Origin of the sequence: Microbacterium sp. NPDC064978 (genome assembly GCF_044543605.1) — a bacterium.
GTDB lineage: Bacteria > Actinomycetota > Actinomycetes > Actinomycetales > Microbacteriaceae > Microbacterium > Microbacterium meiriae.
In genome coordinates this window covers 63332-81932 of the sequence record NZ_JBITWF010000001.1, presented here as the reverse complement: position 1 = coordinate 81932, position 18601 = coordinate 63332, and the positions used below count along the sequence as shown (strand labels likewise).

Genomic DNA, 18601 nt, shown 5'->3' with positions numbered 1-18601 from the left:
TCGCCTGCGTTGTCAGCCCCGATGCCTCCGGCGCCGGGCCGTCATCGCCACGATCCCCGTGGCGAACAGGAGGGCTCCGAGGAGCAACGTGCCCCATGGGTCCCCTCCGGTGCGGGGAAGATGACCGCCACCGGGCTCCGTTCCGGAGCCGCTCGAGGGCGGCGTCGGCGACGGCGGCGCGGGGGCATCCTCCCAGACGGCGTAAAGGACGAGGTCGCCGGTGAGCGCAGAGATGCTGAGCCGGTCGAACGCCGGATCGGCGACCGTCGCGTCCGCGGACGTCGACCATCCGAGGAACGTGGTCCCGGGTCCTCTGAAGAGCAGGTCGAATGCTCCGGGATAGGTGATCGATGCCTCCGGAGGCCCTTCCCAGGTGACGGTGCCGTCGGCCCCGCCGTTCTCACGGAAGGTCACGGCGAACGAGGGAGACGGATCGGCGTACACGGCGGTGAGCGTGATGTCCCGTCCGGCGAAGCGCACCGTGCGTCCAGCCTGGAAGAGTCCGTCGGCCGCTACGGGGCTCGTGATGATGCGCGCCACCGCGATCGTCGCGATACGCCAGCCGACGAAGACCTCGTCGTCCCGGGTCAGTCCCGCTCCGTCCACGACGATCGCGCTCGATCCGGCGTCGTAGCCGAGAGGATCCGTCGGTACGGTGCCGCCGGTGTTGCCGTCCCCGTCATAGCGGAGGGTGAAGGGAGCGGCCTCCGGCTGCTGCCACCGGGCGTAGAGATCGAGGTCGGCGCCGACCGGCGTGTCGAAGTCATACGGTACGAAGAAGCCTGCTGTCGTCCGCTGGTACCAGCCGAGGAATGTCTGGCCGTCCGGTAGCGGGGGCAACGGATCCGGAGTGGTCGCCATCCCCTGGTCCTCCACCGTCTGCGTCAGATCGTCGATGGGCTCCGGGCTGGACGGGTGGTCGTAGAACCGGACGGTGTGCGGATCCGTCAGCCACCGCGCGTAGAGCACGAGGTTGCTGGCGGGCATCGTCGCTCCGTCGAACGTGAACGGCACGTTGAACTGGGAGTCGGTGTACCAGCCGAGGAAGACATCGCGACCACGGGTCGGGTCGGCGGGTGCCGAGGGCTCGAGCGCGGTCTCGAAGGGGATGCCTGTGACGGCGGGGATGGCTGTGCCCCCTCCGGTCACGAAGCTGAGCGTGTAGGTGTTGCGGCTGTAGAACTGGTAGCGGTACCGGTCGTTGACGTTCCCGCTGTTGTTGAGCTGATACAGATGACCCGACGCCTGGTCGAGCTGGAAGTAGTTGCCCTGCGTGTTCGTCCCCGCGCCATAGCCCACGTACGACGTGAAGCCGTCGATGACGCTGGCGACCTGCCGATCGCCGTTCGAGGCCCAGTACCACGCGCTGCGGTACTGACCGAAGACCTGATGGCCGGAGGGCACGGAGGCACGGACAGCGGTCTTGTTGTTGGCGTACAGCGTCTCCACCCGCAACGGATCGTTCGGTACGCCGTCCGGCCCGAGCACGGCGTCCGGAGCGGGCTGCCCCTGGTCCAGCTCTTCCGCGTACTCGAATCGTTGCGTGAGGTTCTGGGTGCGCGCGGCAGCCATCTTCCCGGTCATCGTCGTCGTGCGGTTCGCGAGATCGACGGAACCGGTGTCCGCCCCGGCACCGGTGTAGACCGCGGTGAAGATCAGAGGGGTGAACTGCTGCGGCCCCCAGCCGCGGAGGACGCAGCTCTGGTTCTCGGTCCCGGCGTCGTAGGCGGTGATCAGGCCGGAGCCGTCCGTCTGCGACAACGGCACCGGCGCCACGCCCGCGGCCTGCATGTCGAAACCGATCTTCTCGCGGACCGAGAGCGTGCCGAGGAGCTGCGCGCCACCGGACACCGTCGAGGCGAAGTACGTGGCGCCGCCGACGTCCATGGTGATGTCGTAGGTGCCTGCCGCGGCGCACGCCGCGGGCACGTTCGCCGAGCTTCCCGGGGCGATGAGTCGGAAGTCCGTCCGCCACAGCGACCGCGTCAGGTAGACGTTCACCACCGTCGATCCGTCTCCCTGCACAGTGACATCCTGTTGGCTCACCGCCAGGTCGGCGAATGTCAGCGGATCCGACTGCACGACGGCGGGGTCGAGCTGCGCGCGCACGAGCTCCTTGATGGCGTCGGGAGGTCGTCCTTCACGGTCGGGCCCCCGACGGTGGAACCCGCGGTCGCTGTCGACGCGATGTCGTCGAGGAAGAGGAAGTTCGCCGGGTCCGCCAACTGCGCGTCGCTGAGCCTCCCGTCCGCGTCGGTCCACGCGGGCGGCGTCGCTCCCGCGGCCGTGAACACCGGCGCCGGGTAGGACTCCGGGACCACGTTCGGCTTCTCGAGCCAGTAGCTGACGTGGTATTCGACGTCCTGCCCCTGCCAGCCGGCATAGAGCGTCGCGGTATCCGTCAGCGGGAGATCGACGGGTTGCGTGCGCGCCGCATCCGCCCACCACTGGGTGAAGGTGTAGCCCGTCCTCGTCGGCGGCGTGATGGCCGCGAGATCCGCAGCCGTGAAGGCGGTGTCGGGCTCGACGACGAACTCGGGGGACACGGCAGTGCCGTCGGTCACGAACGACACCGCGAAGCCGGAGACGAGGATCGGCACCAGCCGGAAGTTCTCCGTGACAGGAGCAGCGAAATCGTAGGGCGTCCGGGTCGGGTCGTCCTCCCGGTACCACTCCCCCGTGAACACCTGCCCGTCCGGGACCTCGGCGACATCCGGTGCGATCTCCCCCAACGGCTCGCCGTCTCGCACCTCGTCGGCATCGATGATGCGGTCGGCGTCCTCTCCCGCGGGACCGGCGAGGAACTGCACGATCCGCGTGTCGGCGAACGTCGCCCGGACGACGAGGTCCGTCGTGATGACGGTGCTCTCGAACCGGAACGGCTCCTCGGCGCCGGGAGGTCCCGTGACCCAGCCGTCGAACGGTCCCTCCGCGGAGGTGGGCGCCGGCTGCCGAGGAGCCAGCCCTCCGGAGACGACGGCGACCTCAGCCACGGTGCTGCCGAGGGACTCGAACGTGACGGTGTGATACCCCCAGATGCCCGGGGTCGTCGGCCCGCCGACCGGGGCGGCCGCGAGAGCCGGAGCCGCGGTGACGACGGCGCCCCCGACTCCGAGGAGGACTGCCAGCGTGGCCGCGAGAGCCCGTCGTCGTGCCATGCGCATGTGTCGTCCCCCTCCGACGAGCAGATCGCTACAGTGTGCCACTCCGTTCCCCCCGGTTCCAGCCCCTCTCACCCCCGCCCTCACCCCGCCCCCTCTCCCCCGGCGAAGCTCGAAAACGCTCCTCCCCGCACGCTTCCAGGCACCTTTCCGATCCCGCACGGGTGTCCCCCGCGGCTACGGGATCGAAAACGGGCGTTCGTAAGCAACCGGAGGCGCGTTTTCGGTCCCGCGCGAGACGACGGTGCGGGATCGAAAACGTGCCGTCCGAGTGATGGGGCGGAGCGTTATCGATCGCTGGAGCTGGGATCGGCGCCGGTGGCGGTGTGCTGCCATCGGCCCTCGACGCGGCGGTAGACGATCCGGGTGTGGTTTCGATCCGGAGAGCCCTGCCAGAACTCGACTCGCGTCGGCACGACACGCCACAGCACCCAGTCCCCCGGATGGAGACCGGCGCGTACGTCCTCGGAGCGGGCAGCGAGGTCGGCGTCGCTCTCCGCCGGGGACGCCTCTTCCACGGTTCCCCGCACCCGCACCGCGCGTCGCTGTGGCTGCCACCACAGATTCAGGGCCGCGGCCGGACGCGCCTCGAGCTGCGTGGCCTTCCGTGAGGACCGTGCTCCGGCGAACGCCCAGCCACGCGCGTCTACGTCCTTGAGGATCAGCGTGCGCGCGTCCGGCAGGCCGTCCGCGTCGACGGTCGCGAGGGTCGCGGCGTGCGGTTCCGGAACGCCGTCTGCGGCCGCCGTGCGGAGCCAGTCGCGGAAGAGCGGCACCGGATCGTCGGGGAGGTCAGCGAGGCGCAGCGGTGGAGCCGTGCCGGTGAGGGCCGGCTGCGCGCGCAACCATACCGCGAGCTCCGAGGGAGGAAGGATCGACTGCTCGGCCATGCTCCGACTATGCCACGACCGGCTACGCGAGCTCGATGAGGTCCTGGTACTCCTGGCTCCAGATGTCCTCGACGCCGTCGGGCAGGATGAGGACCCGCTCCGGGTTCAGCGACTGCACCGCGCCGGGGTCGTGCGACACGAGCACGACGGCACCCTCGTAGTGGGCCAGAGCCCCGAGGATCTCCTCGCGCGAGGCCGGGTCGAGGTTGTTCGTGGGCTCGTCGAGCAGCAACAGGTTCGCGGACGACACGACGAGGGTCGCCAACGACAGTCGCGTCTTCTCACCGCCGGAGAGCACGCCGGCCGGCTTGAGGACGTCGTCGCCGGTGAACAGGAACGAGCCGAGGACCTTGCGCGCCTCGGTCTCGGTGATGTGCGGGGCCGCCGACACCATGTTCTCCAGCACCGAGCGGCTGACGTCGAGGTTCTCGTGCTCCTGCGCGTAGTACCCGACCTTGAGGCCGTGGCCGGGCTCGAGCTGGCCGGTGTCCGGCTGGTCGACGCCCGCGAGCATGCGCAGCAACGTCGTCTTTCCCGCACCGTTGAGTCCGAGCACGACGACCTTGGAGCCACGGTCGATCGCGAGGTCGACGTCGGTGAAGATCTCCAGCGAGCCGTACGACTTCGACAGTCCGGACGCCATCAGCGGGGTCTTGCCACAGGGCGCCGGCTTCGGGAACCGCAGCTTCGCGACGCGGTCCTCCTGACGCACGTCTTCCAGCCCCGACAGGAGCTTCTCCGCGCGGGCGAGCATCTGGTGCGCGGCCGCCGCCTTGGACGCCTTGGCTCCGAAGCGCGCCGCCTGCTGCTGGAGAGTGGTCGCCTTCTTCTCCGCGTTGGCCCGCTCCTTCTTGCGGCGCTCCTCATCCGCGGCGCGCTGACGCAGGTAGTTCTTCCAGTTCATGTTGTAGATGTCGATGACCTGGCGGTTGGCGTCGAGGTAGAAGACGCGGTTGACGGTCTCGCCGACGAGCTCGACGTCGTGGCTGATGACGATCAACCCGCCCTTGTAGTTCTTGAGGAACTCCCGCAGCCACACGACGCTGTCCGCGTCGAGGTGGTTGGTCGGCTCGTCGAGGATCATCGTCTGGGCGTCGGAGAAGAGGATGCGCGCGAGCTCGATTCGACGGCGCTGTCCACCGGAGAGGGTCGACAGCGGCTGGTCGAGGATGCGGTCCGGCAGCGAGAGGTTGTGCGCGATCGACGCCGCCTCGGCCTCGGCCGCGTAGCCGCCCTGCGCCTCGAACTTCTCGGTGAGCGCCCCGTAGCGCTTCATCGCCTTCGCCGCGACCGCGGGGTCGTCCGAGCCCATCGCGAGCGAGGCCTCGGTCATGCCGAGGTTGAGCTGGCCGAGGCCGCGGGCGTCGAGGATGCGGGTACGGGCGAGGTCCTCCGGGTTGCCCGAACGCGGGTCCTGCGGCAGGTAGCCGAGTTCGCCGGAGCGGGTGACGGTACCACCGGAGGGCAGCACGTCGCCGGCGAGCACCTTGGTGAGTGTCGTCTTGCCCGCACCGTTGCGTCCGACGAGGCCGATCTTGTCGCCGTCGGACACACGGAACGAGACGTTCTCCATCAGCAGGCGCGCGCCAACGCGGATCTCGAGGTCGTGCACGGCAAGCACAGCGGACGTCCGTTCGTTCGGGAGGAGGGTGATGGCCGAGCGGCCAGCCTCCCAGTATATGCCGCTGCGACGGCGCTGATCGCCGACAAGATCCCTCCGCAGGGTGACCGAGGCGATACCGGGGAGTGATGACCCGCCCCGCACCCGTTGCCTACGGTGCTGGAGTGGACATCCTCAACGACCTCATCCTGCAGGCGATCGCCTCCCCGTGGCTGTACGCGGTGCTCTTCGCGGTGACCGTGATCGACGGGTTCTTCCCTCCGGTCCCGAGCGAGACGGTCCTCGTCGCCGCGGCGGCCGTCGCCGCGTCCACCGGCGACGGCAACATCCTGCTGCTCGGGGCGGTCGCCGCCCTGGGCGCTGCGATCGGCGACAACATCGCATTCCTCATCGGTCGCCGACTCGGCACCACGAGGTTCGCGTGGATGCGTCGCCCTCGCGTCGCCGCCGCGTTCGCCTACGCGCAGCATGCTCTCGACCGCCGCAGCGCGACGCTGATCCTCGGCGCGCGATACATCCCGATCGGCCGCGTGGCCGTGAACATGTCCGCCGGAGCGCTCGGGTTCCCCTGGCGGCGGTTCCTCCCGCTGAGCCTCATCGCCGGTGTCAGCTGGAGCGTGTTCAGCCTCGCGATCGGGTTGCTCGCCGGTGCCTGGCTGCACGACCAGCCCGTGCTCAGCGCCGCCATCGGCGTCGTCATCGCCCTGATCGTCGGCATCGTCATCGACCGGATCGCCGCGCTCCGCCGCCGCCGTACGGCGGTCCCGCACCTGGCAGGATGAGACGCATGGCACGCCGCCGAGAGCGCACCCCGCGCCCGTCACGGATCAGCCGTCGCACCGGCGCCCTCGTGGCGCTGACCACGGCGGTCGTCGTGCTGTACGCGCTCCTCGTCCCGCTCCAGACGGTGCTCTCGGGCACGCCGCTGCCGCTGTCTTTCCTGCTCGGTGCCGCCGTGTGCGGGCCTCCCCTGCTCGTCCCCTCCCGTCCGCGGACCGCGATCGTCGTGTTCGCCGCCGGCGCCTTCCTGCTCCCTCTCCTCGTCGAGCCGGCGCGGGCGATCCAGTCCCCGTGGCCGTGGTCGGTACCGGCACTGCTCGCGTTCGTCCTCTTCGTGGGCGTGATGTCCTTCGTGCAGGGAGCCCGACTCGGCGCCCTCACCCTCGTGATCGGCGCACTCACATCCCTGACGGCGCCCCTGCTGCGGCCGGACATGGTCGCGACACCGGCGAGCTCCGGGAGCGTCACCGCCAACCTGATCGTGACGACCTCGGTCGCCGCCGCGATGTTCCTCATCGCCATCCTCGTCGCCGGCCGCGTGCGGGTGGCGGCCGAGCTGACCAGGGAGAAGGAGCACAGCGCCCTGGAGGAGTCGCGGCGCGCCCTCGTGGAGGAGCGCACCCGGATCGCCAGGGAGCTGCACGACGTCGTGGCGCACAGCATGTCGGTGATCCAGGTGCAGGCGTCGACCGCGCGCTACCGGATCGCGGACCTCGATGCCGACGCGGCGGCCGAGTTCGACGACATCGCCGCCACCGCTCGCTCCTCGCTCACCGAGATGCGGCGCATGCTGGGGGTGCTCCGCACGGAGGACCAGCATGCCGAGCTCGCACCGCAGCAGGGACTGGACGACGTGCCGGCCCTCGTCGACACCATCCGACGCGCCGGCGTGGAGGTCGGTCTCGTGCTGGAGGGGATCGAGGCGGCCTCGGCCGCCGGACCCGGTGTGCAGATCGCCGCCTTCCGCATCGTGCAGGAGGCATTGAGCAACGCCGTCCGCCATGCCCCCGGAGCACGGGTCACCGTCCGCCTTCACGCCGATGCCGGCAGACTGCACATCCGGGTGCGCAACGCGGCACCCCCGCAGCCGGTCGAGAACCCCACCGGGGGCTACGGCCTCCGGGGAATGCGCGAGCGCGCAGAGCTGCTGGGCGGGAGCCTCGCGGCCGGCCCGTCCGACGACGGGGGCTGGACGGTCGACGCCACCCTGCCCCTGTCCCCCGCGGCATCAGCCGCCGTGCCGACCGCCTCGGCGGAAGACAAGGAGAACTCGTGACGATCAGCGTGCTCATCGCCGACGATCAGGCGATGGTCCGCGCCGGCTTCGCCGCCCTGCTGGACGCCCATGAAGGCATCCGCGTGGTGGGCCAGGCCGCGGACGGCGCCGAAGCCGTCACGCTCGCCGCGCGGCTCGACCCCGACGTCATCCTCATGGACGTCCGCATGCCGGAACTCGACGGCATCGAGGCCACCCGGCGCATCCTGGGCCCGTCGTACCCGGCCGCGCACGTGCCACGGATCCTCATGCTCACCACGTTCGACATCGACGACTACGTCTACGACGCCCTCGCCGCCGGCGCCAGCGGCTTCCTCCTCAAGGACGCTCTCCCGGAGGAGCTCGTGCATGCCGTCCGCGTGGTGGCGGGGGGCGATGCGCTCCTCGCCCCGAGCGTGACGCGGCGGATGATCGAACAGTTCGCCGGACGGCGGCCGGCATCACGCAGGTCAGCGACCGCCCTCGCCGATCTCACCGACCGGGAGCGCGAGGTGCTCGTCCTCATCGGCAAGGGCCGCTCCAACACGGAGATCGCGGGCGACCTGTTCATCGCCGAGCAGACCGTGAAGACCCACGTCGGCAAAGTGCTCGCGAAGCTCGGTCTCCGCGACCGGGTGCACGCCGTCATCCTCGCCTACGACACCGGTCTGGTCGAGCCCTCCGCCTGAGTCACCCCTGCGTAGGGGTCAGGACGGCACCACGGGGTGATGTCGTGCCGACCACCGCGTCCATAGCCTCCGAGGACACCGTTCCCAGGAGGACTCATGGTCATCGCCGCGGCTCCACGCCTCAGCACCCCCGCCCCCGCCGTATCCGCCCCCACCGGCCACCGCGACACCGGCATCGACGTCGTCCGGGCACTGTGCGTGCTCGGCGTCGTCCTGCTGCACGCCGTCATGGTGGGGGTCACGGTGTCCGAGTCCGGGCCGGTGTTCGAGAACGCGAGCGACGGCACGGGCTGGATCGCGCCGCTGAGCTGGCTGCTGCAGGTGATGCCGCTCTTCTTCGTGATCGGAGGGTTCTCCGGACTCCTCGCCTACCGCCGCCTCCGCGACCGCGGCGGGAGCGCCACCGCCTTCGTGGCCGGTCGGGTGCACCGGCTCCTGCGTCCGGCCCTGTTCACCATCGCCGCGGTCGGCATCGCTCTCGCCGTGCTCACCGTCGTCGGGGTCTCCCCGGATCTCATCGCGGTCGCGGGTTTCCGGTACGGGCAGCCCCTGTGGTTCCTCGGGGTCTTCCTGCTGTGCCAGGCCCTCCTCCCCGCCTTCGTCGCGCTGCACGACCGCGCGCCGCTGCGGACCATCGCTCTCCTCGCCGCTGCGGCCGTCGCGGTCGACGTGCTGCGCGCCACGACCGGGAACGACGCCCTGGGTTTCCTCAACCTCGCCTTCGTCTGGCTGACGATGCAGCAGCTCGGGTTCTTCCTCGCCGACGGACGCGTGGATGCACTGCGGCCCGGAGTCCGCGTGGCGATCGGCACCGGCTCCCTCGGGCTCCTCGTCGCACTCTTCCTCGGGGGCGTGTACTCCCCCGACCTCATCGCCAACATCAACCCGCCGACAGCCGCCCTCCTGCTGGTCGGGCTCATCCACACGACCCTGTTCTCCCTGTACCGCGACCGGATCGGACGCTTCAGCCGGCACACCCCGGTGGCCGCGTTCACCGCGTTCGTGACCCGGCGCACGATGACCATCTACCTCTGGCACATGCCGGTGCTGTTGGTGATGGCCGGAGCGACAGCGCTGGCAGCGATCGTCGGGGGGCTCAGCCTGCCCGCACTCGACAGCGTGGAGTGGTGGGCAGCCCGCCCGCTGTGGCTGGTGACGGCACTCGTCCTCACCGCCCTGGTCGCCGTGCGCGTCGATCGCTTCGAGAACCACCCCTCGCCGACGGCGACGGACTCGCGCCGCCGCCTGGTGCTGGGGACCGCCGTGGGACTCACGGGGGTGGTGCTGCTCCTCGTCCTCGGTACGACGGTCTCCACTGCGGCGCTCGCCGTGCTGCTGCTCGTGGCTGCGCTGCGGCTCGCTGGCCGCTCCGGCAGCGCCGTCCCCGCCCCCGCCGTCGTGGCGTGACCGTCAGCCGACCCCGCGGGCGGCGAGGGCATCACCGACCTGGTCCGCGTGGCGGAGCGTCATGACGAGCAGGGGCACCACGCCACGCACACCCAGTCGCACTCCGCGGGCGCGCTCCGCATCGCGCACCCGCTGTGCGAAGCCCGCGACGACGGGCACCATCGTCAGGGTGAGCGACACCGCCATCGACACCGCCTCGGGGTCCACCCCGACACGGCGCAGCGGCTGCAGGAGGCGCTGCAGCACCTCCAGGAGGTCGGACATGCGCGTGGTCAGTGTGAGGAGCGCGGCGAGCAGCAGCAATGCGGCGACCCGCCCGGTGCTCATCCAGGCGGCCACGGGAGACACGAAGACGGCGAGGGCGATCGCGAGAACGAGCAGGACCGCACGCAGCCGCCACAGCTCGATCACGGCGGCGGAGAGCGGCACACCTCCGATCGGGTAGAGCGCGAGCACGGCCGCGAGGCAGACGGCGATGCTGACCGGCCCGTGCGGGCACAGGGTCATCGCGAGCGCCGCGAGGGCGAGGCCCGCCAGCTTCGGTCCGGCTGGCACCCTCGACAGGAGCCCCGGCACGAGCGGCCGGGACGGGATCACGCGCACAACCGGCGATAGCGCGCGATGACCGCTTCGGGATCTCCCTGATCGACGACGCGCCCGCCGTCGAAGAGGACGGCCGTGTCGCAGCGCGCGGCGAGCTCGAGATCGTGGGTGACGATGAGCACCTGCGCGTCCTGCGCCAGGAGGAGGTCTCCGATCCGCCGCGCGTTGCGCAGGTCGAGGAGCGTGGTCGGTTCGTCCGCCACGATCAGTGCCGGCTCGGAGAGGAGCACCGCAGCGAGGGCCAGCATCTGCTTCTGGCCTCCCGAGAGCGACGACGCCGGGATGTCGGCGTGGGCGCCGAGACCGTGCCGATCCAGCGTCTCCTGCACGCGGGCGGCGATGTCCCCACGGGGCCGCCCTCGGAGGGACAGCGCGAGATCCTCGGCCGGGGTCGGCATCAGGATCTGGGCGTCCGGATCGGTGAAGACGAAGCCCACCCGGCGGCGGACGGCGGTCCGCTCTCGGAGCGCGTCGAGGCCGTGGACGGTGACCGTTCCCGTGGTCGGCGTCATGAGGCCGTTCAGCAATCGGGCGAACGTCGACTTCCCGGAGCCGTTCGCACCGATCACGGCGATGCGCGGCGCGGTGAGTTCCAGCGTCACGTCGTCGAGCAGAACACGGCCGTCGACCGTCACGCCCACGCCGTCGAGACGCACCGTTCCCGGCTCCGCGAGCGTCGCGGTCGTCCCCGGCTTCCGCCTGCGCATTCATCCTCCTGAACACCGTTCACCTGAACGCCGTTCACTATAGTGGGAGCATGAGTCCCGAGACGAATCCCGCCCGTCATGACCGGGACAGCGTCTCGCGGACGGCCCTGGCCCTCCTCGACGAGGTGGGGCTGGCCGACCTCTCCATGCGCCGCATCGCGGCTCGGCTCGACGTGCAGCCCAGCGCTCTCTACTGGCACGTGGCGAACAAGCAGGAGCTCCTCGCCGACCTCGCCGACCGGATCACCGCCGGGGTTCCCGCCGGAGACGGCGGGGTCCTCGCGACTGCCCGCGCGCTCCGCGACGCCCTCTTCGCCTACCGGGACGGCGCGGAGCTCGTGCTCAGCACGTACGCGCTCCAGCTGGGCTCGGCCCACGCCCGCGAGGCTCTGGTCGCGGCCCTCCGCGCGGAGGGAGCTCAGGACGCCGAGGACCGCGGCGCCGCGATCCTGCATTTCGTGCTCGGTCATGCGACCCTCGTCCAGCAGCGGATGCACGCCGACAGTCACGGCGCCCTCCCGTCCTCCAGCGAGGTCGACGTGACGGCGGGTCTGGACCGGGTGTTCGACCTCGGTGTGATCGCCCTCGCCGGTGAGCTCAGCGCACCGAAGACTCCGCGGCGTGCCCGAGCCTGAGCCCGGGGATCACCGCGAGCAGCACCAGCCCGACACCGAGGATGAACACGACCGCGAACGCATCCGCCCGGCCCCCCAGAGTGGCGACGGCGAGCCCCGCCAGCGCGATCGCGACCGCCGAACCCGTCGCGTCCGAGATCGAGAGCGCCGAGGAGTTGAATCCCTGGTTCGTCTCATCCGAGTAGGCGAGGGTCAGCACGGTGAGCCGCGGGTACAGCAGCCCCATGCCGCCCCCGGCGAACGCCCACCCGACGATCACGAAGATCGGCGAGGCGTCGAACGCCGCGGCGGCCAGCACGCAGAGCATCGCCACGAGCAACGCTCCCAGGCTGAGAGCCGTGATGCGGTGGTTGCCCAGCCGCTCACCGTAGCGACCCTGCGCGGCGGACGCACCGGCCCACGCGAAGGCGGCCAGCATGAGGGCGACCCCGGCCCAGGTGGCGGAGAAGTCGAACTTCCGCATGAGCAGGTACGGGATGTAGGCCTCCGCGGCGAAGAACGCGCCGGCCGCCACGCCGCGCATGAGCACGACACTGGGAAGGCCGGCGCCGGCGCGCAGCGTGCGTCGCGGCAGAAGGGGCAGCACGGCGACACCGATCGCGAGCACGGCTCCCAGCGCGACCGGCCAGCCGATCACCGGATCGAGCTCGGCGGACAGTCCGATCACCACCGCGAGCACCGCGACGACGACGGCGAGCGAGAGGCGCGTGAGCAGCGCCCGCCGGTCCTGCGGCTCCCCGCGGCCGAGGTCGACACCGCGCAAGCGGATCGCGACCATGGAGAACGCGATCGCGGTCAGCACCGCCACGCCCAGGAACGCCCATCGCCAATCGAGGTACTCCGCCACCGCTCCCGCGAGGAAGGGCCCGATCATCGACGGCACCACCCAGGCGGCCGCGAATGCCGCGAACACCCGCCCGTGCAGGTACGGCGGATACAGCCGCGCGACGACGACGTACAGAGCGACGGTCTGGCCACCGGCACCGAGCCCCTGCACCAGTCGTCCGATCAGGAACTGGGGCATCGTCGCCGCGAACCCGGAGATCAGCAGGCCGAGGATGAAGAGGGTGACGGCGGCGTACAGCGCGCCGCGCGGACCGCGCGCGTCCGACCAGGACCCCGCCGCGACCATCCCGATCACGCTGGTCGCGAGCGTGCCCGCGAAGGCGACGGCGTACAGCGACTGGCCGTCCAGGGCATCGCTGACGATCGGCATGACCGTCGTCACCGCGAGGGCCTCGATCGCGGCGAGGAAGATCAGAGCGACAGCGCCCAGAGTCACCCAGACCCGGCTGCGGTCCCAGATCGTAGCGGTCGGCTCCGCAGCCGTCATCGCTCGACGAGCGCGGCGATGCGTTCGATCGCCTCGGTGAGGATCTCGGGGCTGGTGCCGAAGTTGAGCCGCACGTGTCCGGCCCCTTCCTCCCCGAAGGCCGGGCCGAAGTGCAGCGCGACCTTCGCCTCGCGGAGGATCTGCCGGGCGGGATTGTCGCCCCAGCCGAGTGCCGAGAGGTCGATCCACGCGAGGTACCCCGCGTCCGGAATGCGGTAGCGGGCGGCGGGCAGGTGGCGGGCGAGGAGATCTTCCAGCAGCACGCGGTTCTCGTCGAGGGTGCGCAGGAGGCCGTCGAGCCAGGCGTCGCTCTCCTCCGAGAATGCGGCGACGGCCGCGAGCAGACCGAACTGTCCCGTCCGCCACTCCACCTCGACCGGCAGGTCGCGAACGACCGCGGACGTCTCTTCCGCGGCGGTCACCATGAGCGCGCACTTCAGTCCCGCGAGATTGAACGCCTTGCTCGCGCTGACGACGGCATAGCCGACCCGGGCTGCCGCGTCGCTCGTGGCGAGGAAGGGCGTGAAGCCCGCGCCGGGCTGCGCGAGCGGTGCATGGATCTCGTCCGATACGACCGTCGCGCCGAACTCCTCGGCCAGGTCAGCCAGCGCGGCCAGCGTCTCCCGATCGTGCACGGTGCCCGTGGGGTTGTGCGGGTTGCAGAGGAGGATGGCCGTCGCGCCGTCCTCGAACGCGGCGCGGATCCCGTCGAGGTCGAGCTCCCACCGCGTCCCCGTGTCGCGCAGCGGCACCCGCTGCACCTCGGCTCCCGCCTCGGCGACGAGGTCGTAGAAGGGCGGGTAGACCGGAGGCGTCACGACGACGCGCTCCCCCGGCTGCGTGACGCGGCGGAGGATCTCGACGATGCCCATGCTCACGTCCGCCGTGCTGCGCATCCGTGCGGGGTCGGGACGCCAGCCGAAGCGGCGCTCCGCGAAACCCGCGTAGGCCTCCGCGAGCGGTGTCCGCGAGGCGATGTACCCGGTGTCCCCGAGGTCCAGCGCCCGCTGCAGAGCGGCGGTGATGGGCGGAGCGAGCGGGAAGTCCATCTCCGCGACGAAGAGGGGCAGCACGTCCTCGGGATACTCCCGCCACTTCTCGCTGGTGCGCTCGCGCAGCTCCGACAGCGGCAGGGCCTTGACCGACAGCATTCGTCCTCCGATTTCTCTCCGCGCCGATGCGGAGACGTCGAAGCGGGCGTGCCCGGCACGCCCGCTTCGTCTGGTGGTCAGGTGACCGGAACGCTCAGATCGCGAAGCCGAGCGCACGCATCATGTCGCGTCCGTCGTCCGTGATCCGCTCGGGTCCCCACGGCGGCATCCACACCCAGTTGATGCGGAAGCGGTCCACGACGTTGTCCAGGGCCTGCGCCGTCTGGTCTTCGAGGACATCCGTGAGCGGGCAGCCCGCACTGGTCAGCGTCATGTGGATGACGAGAGCGTCGTTCTCGTCATCCCAGGCGAGGTCGTAGATGAGCCCGAGGTCGACGACGTTGATCCCGAGCTCAGGATCCATCACGTCCTTCAGGGCCTCGGTGACCGCGTCGTACTTCTCGTCCGTCAGGGTCGCTGTCATGCGATCAGCCTACGCCTCGATGGGAGCGGAGGGGTCGAGGAACCGGTCGTAGCCCTCGTTCTCCAGACGGTCGGCGAGCTCGGGTCCGCCCTCCTCGACGATCTTGCCCGCGACGACCACGTGGACGTAGTCCGGGCGGATGTAGCGGAGGATCCGGGTGTAGTGCGTGATGAGCAGCACACCGAGACCGGTGGACTCCTTCGCGCGGTTGACACCCTCGGAGACGATCTTCAGCGCGTCCACGTCGAGGCCGGAGTCGGTCTCGTCGAGCACGGCGAACTTCGGCTTGAGCACCTCGAGCTGGAGGATCTCGTGGCGCTTCTTCTCGCCACCCGAGAAACCCTCGTTGACGTTGCGCTGCGCGAACTTCGGGTCCATGCGGAGGTTGGCCATGGACTCCTTGACGTCCTTGGTCCACTGCCGGATCGAGGGCGCCTCGCCGTCGAGCGCGGTCTTCGCGGTGCGCAGGAAGTTCGTCACGGTCACGCCGGGGATCTCGACCGGGTACTGCATGGCGAGGAACAGGCCGGCGCGGGCGCGCTCGTCGACGCTCATCGCCAGGACGTCCTCACCGTCGAAGGTGATGGAGCCGGACGTGACCGTGTACTTCGGGTGGCCCGCGATCGTGTAGGCCAGGGTGGACTTGCCGGAGCCGTTGGGGCCCATGATGGCGTGGGTCTCACCAGTGTTCATGGTGAGGGTGATTCCGTTGAGGATCGGGGTGGTCCCCGCCTCGGTCTCGACCGTCACATGCAGGTCGCGGATCTCGAGAACAGACATTCTTCAGACTTCCTTCGTCACAGCGGGATCGATGAGCACGTCGTCGCCGTCGATCTCGACGACGTAGACCGGAACGGGCTCATATGCGGGGAGATTCTGGGGCTTGCCGGTGATCAGGGAGAACGCCGAGCCATGAGCCCAGCACTCCACCGTGTCGCCTTCCACGAAGCCCTCGGACAGCGAGATGTCGCCGTGGGTGCAGGTGTCGCCGATGGCGTGGATGACACCCTCGCCGTCCTTGATGACCGTGATCGGCACACCGTCCGGCTCGACGCGCAGCGGCGTGTCCTGCTCCAGCTCGGAGACGCCGCAGACGCGCTGCGCGGTCACGCGTTCACCTCGGCGAGCTCGGCCTCGATGGCGGCCAGCAGCTCCGACTCCAGGTCGGGGATGCCGAGGCGCAGCACGATGTCGGTGAGGAAGCCGAGAACCACCAGGCGGCGGGCCTCGTCCTCCGGGATGCCGCGAGCCTGGAGATAGAAGAGCTGCTCGTCGTCGAAGCGGCCGGTGGCACTCGCGTGCCCGGCGCCGACGATGTCGCCCGTCTCGATCTCGAGGTTCGGGATGGAGTCGGCGCGCGCGCCCTCCGTGAGCACCAGGTTGCGGTTGGCCTCGTACGAGTCGGTGCCGGTGGCATCCGCACCGATGAGCACGTCGCCGATCCACACGCTGTGGGCGCTCTCGCCCTGCAGCGCGCCCTTGTAGAGCACGTCGCCGGTCGTGTGCGGGCCCTTGTGGTGCAGGTACACCTGGCTCTCCAGGTGCTGGCCGGAGTCGGCGTAGGACAGCCCGTACAGGTAGCCCTCGGAGCCGGCGCCGGCGAGCTCGACGCTCGGGTTCACACGCACCACGCCGCCGCCGAAGCTCACGACGAAGTGCTTGAGCGTGGCGTCGGCCGCGACTCGCGCCTGGTGGGCGGCCGCGTGCACGGCGTCATCGTCCCACTGCTGCACGGAGACGACCGTGAGCTTCGCCCCGTCACGGACGATGATCTCGACGTTCTGGGCGTACTGCGCCGAGCCCTTGTGCTGCAGCACCACCGTGGCGGAGCTGTGCTCGAGGGCCTCGATCACGATGTGGGCATCCGCCCGGCGGTCGGCTCCGGTGCCCGTGAGCGACACGAAGATCGGCGCCGCGACCTCCTCCTCGCGCGGGATGCGGATGTGCAGCGCCTCGGAGGCGCCCTGCCACGCGACGGCGGCGGTGATGTCCTCGGCGAGGAAGACCTCGCCACGCGGAGCGGTTCCCGCCGTGAGCGGTGCGGCGACGTACTGCTCGCCGGACGTGAAGGAGTACTGCACGCTCTCCTCGCCCTCCGCGGTGCGGAACAGCGGCGTGAGTGCGGCCACCGGCGTGTGCTTCCAGTTCACCTCGCGACCGGTCGGCGTGCCGAAGTCGTCCGGGTCGAACGAGTGCGGGCGCTCGGAGCGGGTCTGCACCGGGACGAATCCCGCGTCCGCCACCTGGGCGGCCGGGTCGATGTGCGCGTTCGTGTGCTGCGCCTCGCTGGGCGCTGTCGTCGAGGCCGCCATTTAGCCGACCGATCCTTCCATGCCCATCTCGATGAGCTTGTTCAGTTCCATCGCGTACTCCATGGGCAGCTCGCGCGCGATCGGCTCGATGAAGCCGCGCACGATCATCGCCATCGCCTCGTCCTCGGGCATGCCGCGGGACTGCAGGTAGAAGAGCTGCTCTTCGCTGACCTTCGAGACCGTGGCCTCATGGCCGAGCTGCACGTCGTCGACACGGATGTCGATCGCCGGGTAGGTGTCGGAGCGCGACTTCGTGTCCACGAGCAGCGCGTCGCACCGGACGGTGTTCGCGGAGTGGTGGGCGGCGGCGTCGACACGGACCTCGCCGCGGTAGCCGGCACGGCCACCGCCACGCGCGATCGACTTCGAGACGATCGACGACTGCGTGTACGGCGCCATGTGGATCATCTTCGCGCCGGCGTCCTGGTGCTGACCGGGACCGGCGAACGCGACGGAGAGGGTCTCACCCTTGGCGTGCTCGCCCATCAGGTAGATCGACGGGTACTTCATCGTCACCTTGGAGCCGATGTTTCCGTCGACCCACTCCATGGTCGCGCCCTCGTGCGCCACGGCGCGCTTGGTGACCAGGTTGTAGACGTTGTTCGACCAGTTCTGGATCGTCGTGTAGCGCACGCGGGCGTTCTTCTTCACGATGATCTCGACGACGGCCGAGTGCAGGGAGTCCGACTTGTAGATCGGGGCCGTGCAGCCCTCGATGTAGTGGACGTAGCTGTCCTCGTCGGCGATGATCAGGGTCCGCTCGAACTGGCCCATGTTCTCGGTGTTGATGCGGAAGTAGGCCTGCAGCGGGATCTCGACGTGCACGCCCTTGGGGACGTAGACGAACGATCCGCCCGACCAGACGGCGGTGTTCAGCGCGGCGAACTTGTTGTCGCCCGCCGGGATGACGGTGCCGAAGTACTCCTCGAAGAACTCGGGGTGCTCGCGGAGCGCCGTGTCGGTGTCCATGAAGATGACGCCCTGCTGCTCCAGGTCCTCGCGGATCTGGTGGTACACGACCTCGGACTCGTACTGCGCGGCGACGCCGGCGACGAGACGCTGACGCTCGGCCTCGGGGATGCCCAGGCGCTCGTACGTCTCGCGGATCTCCTCGGGGAGGTCTTCCCAGCTCTGCGCCTGCTTCTCGGTGGAGCGGACGAAGTACTTGATGTTGTCGAAGTCGATGTCGCTGAGGTCGGCGCCCCACGTCGGCATCGGCTTGCGGCCGAAGAGCTGATAGCCCTTGAGGCGGGTCTTCAGCATCCACTCCGGCTCGTTCTTGAGGGCCGAGATCCCGCGGACGACCTCTTCGGAGATCCCGCGTTTGGCGACGGCACCCGCGGCATCCTCATCGTGCCAGCCGAATTCGTACACCCCCAGACCATCGAGCTCCGGGCGGTCGATCAGCACATCCGACATGCAACACTCTCCTCACAGGTCCCAAACGGTGTCATCCGCCCCGACACACCTGATCCCCGTCGAGTCTGCGGGAGCGGGTGCCGTTGGTGGGCCCTCATCACGGGCGCTTCCATCGCGCCTAAACTGTTGACGATGCTTCAGCGCTGTCAGCGCTCATCGCAACAATCCGATTCTACAGGTTCCGCCTGACGGACGGGCCGTGCGCCACGTCTTC

The 18601-nt window shown here is 70.0% G+C and carries 18 protein-coding genes; 5 read left to right on the top strand and 13 right to left on the bottom strand.

What is annotated here, in order from left to right:
- Positions 1–12: 12 nt before the first annotated feature.
- The 4 genes from ACIGJI_RS00390 to ACIGJI_RS00375 all read right to left on the bottom strand — a co-directional run bounded on the left by ACIGJI_RS00390 (position 13) and on the right by ACIGJI_RS00375 (position 5672).
- Positions 13–2109, bottom strand: a complete 2097-nt coding sequence (locus ACIGJI_RS00390; protein WP_363443687.1) for an InlB B-repeat-containing protein — start codon at positions 2107–2109, stop codon at positions 13–15.
- Positions 2064–3164, bottom strand: a complete 1101-nt coding sequence (locus ACIGJI_RS00385; RefSeq protein ID WP_363443684.1) for an InlB B-repeat-containing protein — start codon at positions 3162–3164, stop codon at positions 2064–2066. The genes ACIGJI_RS00390 and ACIGJI_RS00385 overlap by 46 nt, the downstream gene beginning before the upstream one ends.
- 284 nt (positions 3165–3448) lie before the next feature.
- Positions 3449–4051, bottom strand: coding sequence for a pyridoxamine 5'-phosphate oxidase family protein (locus ACIGJI_RS00380; RefSeq protein WP_363443681.1), 603 nt, complete (start codon positions 4049–4051; stop codon positions 3449–3451).
- A gap of 22 nt (positions 4052–4073) precedes the next feature.
- Complete coding sequence (locus ACIGJI_RS00375) at positions 4074–5672, bottom strand: ABC-F family ATP-binding cassette domain-containing protein (protein ID WP_210677646.1); 1599 nt, start codon at positions 5670–5672, stop codon at positions 4074–4076.
- Between the two features lie 164 nt (positions 5673–5836).
- Here ACIGJI_RS00375 and ACIGJI_RS00370 point away from each other — a divergent pair, with 164 nt between their 5' ends.
- From ACIGJI_RS00370 to ACIGJI_RS00355, 4 genes are all read left to right on the top strand, one after another.
- Positions 5837–6454, top strand: coding sequence for a DedA family protein (locus tag ACIGJI_RS00370; RefSeq protein WP_187664168.1), 618 nt, complete (start codon positions 5837–5839; stop codon positions 6452–6454).
- A 5-nt stretch (positions 6455–6459) separates the two neighbouring features.
- On the top strand, positions 6460–7728 hold the full coding sequence (locus ACIGJI_RS00365; protein WP_363443675.1) for a sensor histidine kinase: 1269 nt from the start codon (positions 6460–6462) through the stop codon (positions 7726–7728).
- Positions 7725–8396 (top strand): response regulator transcription factor, encoded by a 672-nt coding sequence (locus tag ACIGJI_RS00360; protein ID WP_062634324.1) that lies wholly within the window; start codon positions 7725–7727, stop codon positions 8394–8396. Before ACIGJI_RS00365 ends, ACIGJI_RS00360 begins: the two co-directional genes overlap by 4 nt.
- A gap of 96 nt (positions 8397–8492) precedes the next feature.
- On the top strand, positions 8493–9803 hold the full coding sequence (locus tag ACIGJI_RS00355) for an acyltransferase (protein WP_363443672.1): 1311 nt from the start codon (positions 8493–8495) through the stop codon (positions 9801–9803).
- A gap of 3 nt (positions 9804–9806) precedes the next feature.
- On the opposite strand, the gene ACIGJI_RS00350 is transcribed toward ACIGJI_RS00355, so the two are convergent.
- Together ACIGJI_RS00350 and ACIGJI_RS00345 are read right to left on the bottom strand one after the other, a co-directional pair.
- A complete protein-coding gene (locus ACIGJI_RS00350; protein ID WP_363443669.1) occupies positions 9807–10358 on the bottom strand; it encodes a CbiQ family ECF transporter T component in 552 nt (183 codons plus the stop codon).
- 38 nt (positions 10359–10396) lie between these two features.
- Positions 10397–11113 carry an ABC transporter ATP-binding protein gene (locus ACIGJI_RS00345; protein ID WP_363443666.1) on the bottom strand — a complete coding sequence of 239 codons (717 nt, stop codon included), beginning with the start codon at positions 11111–11113 and terminating at the stop codon, positions 10397–10399.
- A gap of 50 nt (positions 11114–11163) precedes the next feature.
- Between ACIGJI_RS00345 and ACIGJI_RS00340 the strand changes: the two genes are divergently transcribed.
- Positions 11164–11748, top strand: coding sequence for a TetR family transcriptional regulator (locus tag ACIGJI_RS00340; RefSeq protein ID WP_363443663.1), 585 nt, complete (start codon positions 11164–11166; stop codon positions 11746–11748).
- On the opposite strand, the gene ACIGJI_RS00335 is transcribed toward ACIGJI_RS00340, so the two are convergent.
- From ACIGJI_RS00335 to sufB, 7 genes are all read right to left on the bottom strand, one after another.
- On the bottom strand, positions 11711–13081 hold the full coding sequence (locus ACIGJI_RS00335; RefSeq protein WP_363443660.1) for an MFS transporter: 1371 nt from the start codon (positions 13079–13081) through the stop codon (positions 11711–11713). The genes ACIGJI_RS00340 and ACIGJI_RS00335 overlap by 38 nt on opposite strands.
- Positions 13078–14232, bottom strand: coding sequence for a MalY/PatB family protein (locus tag ACIGJI_RS00330; RefSeq protein WP_268776214.1), 1155 nt, complete (start codon positions 14230–14232; stop codon positions 13078–13080). The genes ACIGJI_RS00335 and ACIGJI_RS00330 overlap by 4 nt, the downstream gene beginning before the upstream one ends.
- A gap of 94 nt (positions 14233–14326) precedes the next feature.
- Complete coding sequence (locus ACIGJI_RS00325; protein WP_017202280.1) at positions 14327–14656, bottom strand: metal-sulfur cluster assembly factor; 330 nt, start codon at positions 14654–14656, stop codon at positions 14327–14329.
- Between the two features lie 9 nt (positions 14657–14665).
- Positions 14666–15436: a Fe-S cluster assembly ATPase SufC gene (gene sufC, locus ACIGJI_RS00320; RefSeq protein WP_025103648.1), complete on the bottom strand. Its 771-nt coding sequence runs from the start codon at positions 15434–15436 to the stop codon at positions 14666–14668.
- 3 nt (positions 15437–15439) lie between these two features.
- Entirely contained in the window at positions 15440–15766 is a 327-nt protein-coding gene (locus ACIGJI_RS00315) for a non-heme iron oxygenase ferredoxin subunit (RefSeq protein WP_025103649.1), read from the bottom strand.
- A complete protein-coding gene (sufD, locus tag ACIGJI_RS00310; RefSeq protein WP_363443657.1) occupies positions 15763–16968 on the bottom strand; it encodes a Fe-S cluster assembly protein SufD in 1206 nt (401 codons plus the stop codon). The genes ACIGJI_RS00315 and sufD overlap by 4 nt, the downstream gene beginning before the upstream one ends.
- Entirely contained in the window at positions 16969–18387 is a 1419-nt protein-coding gene (sufB, locus tag ACIGJI_RS00305) for a Fe-S cluster assembly protein SufB (RefSeq protein WP_136052486.1), read from the bottom strand.
- Positions 18388–18601 lie beyond the last annotated feature (214 nt).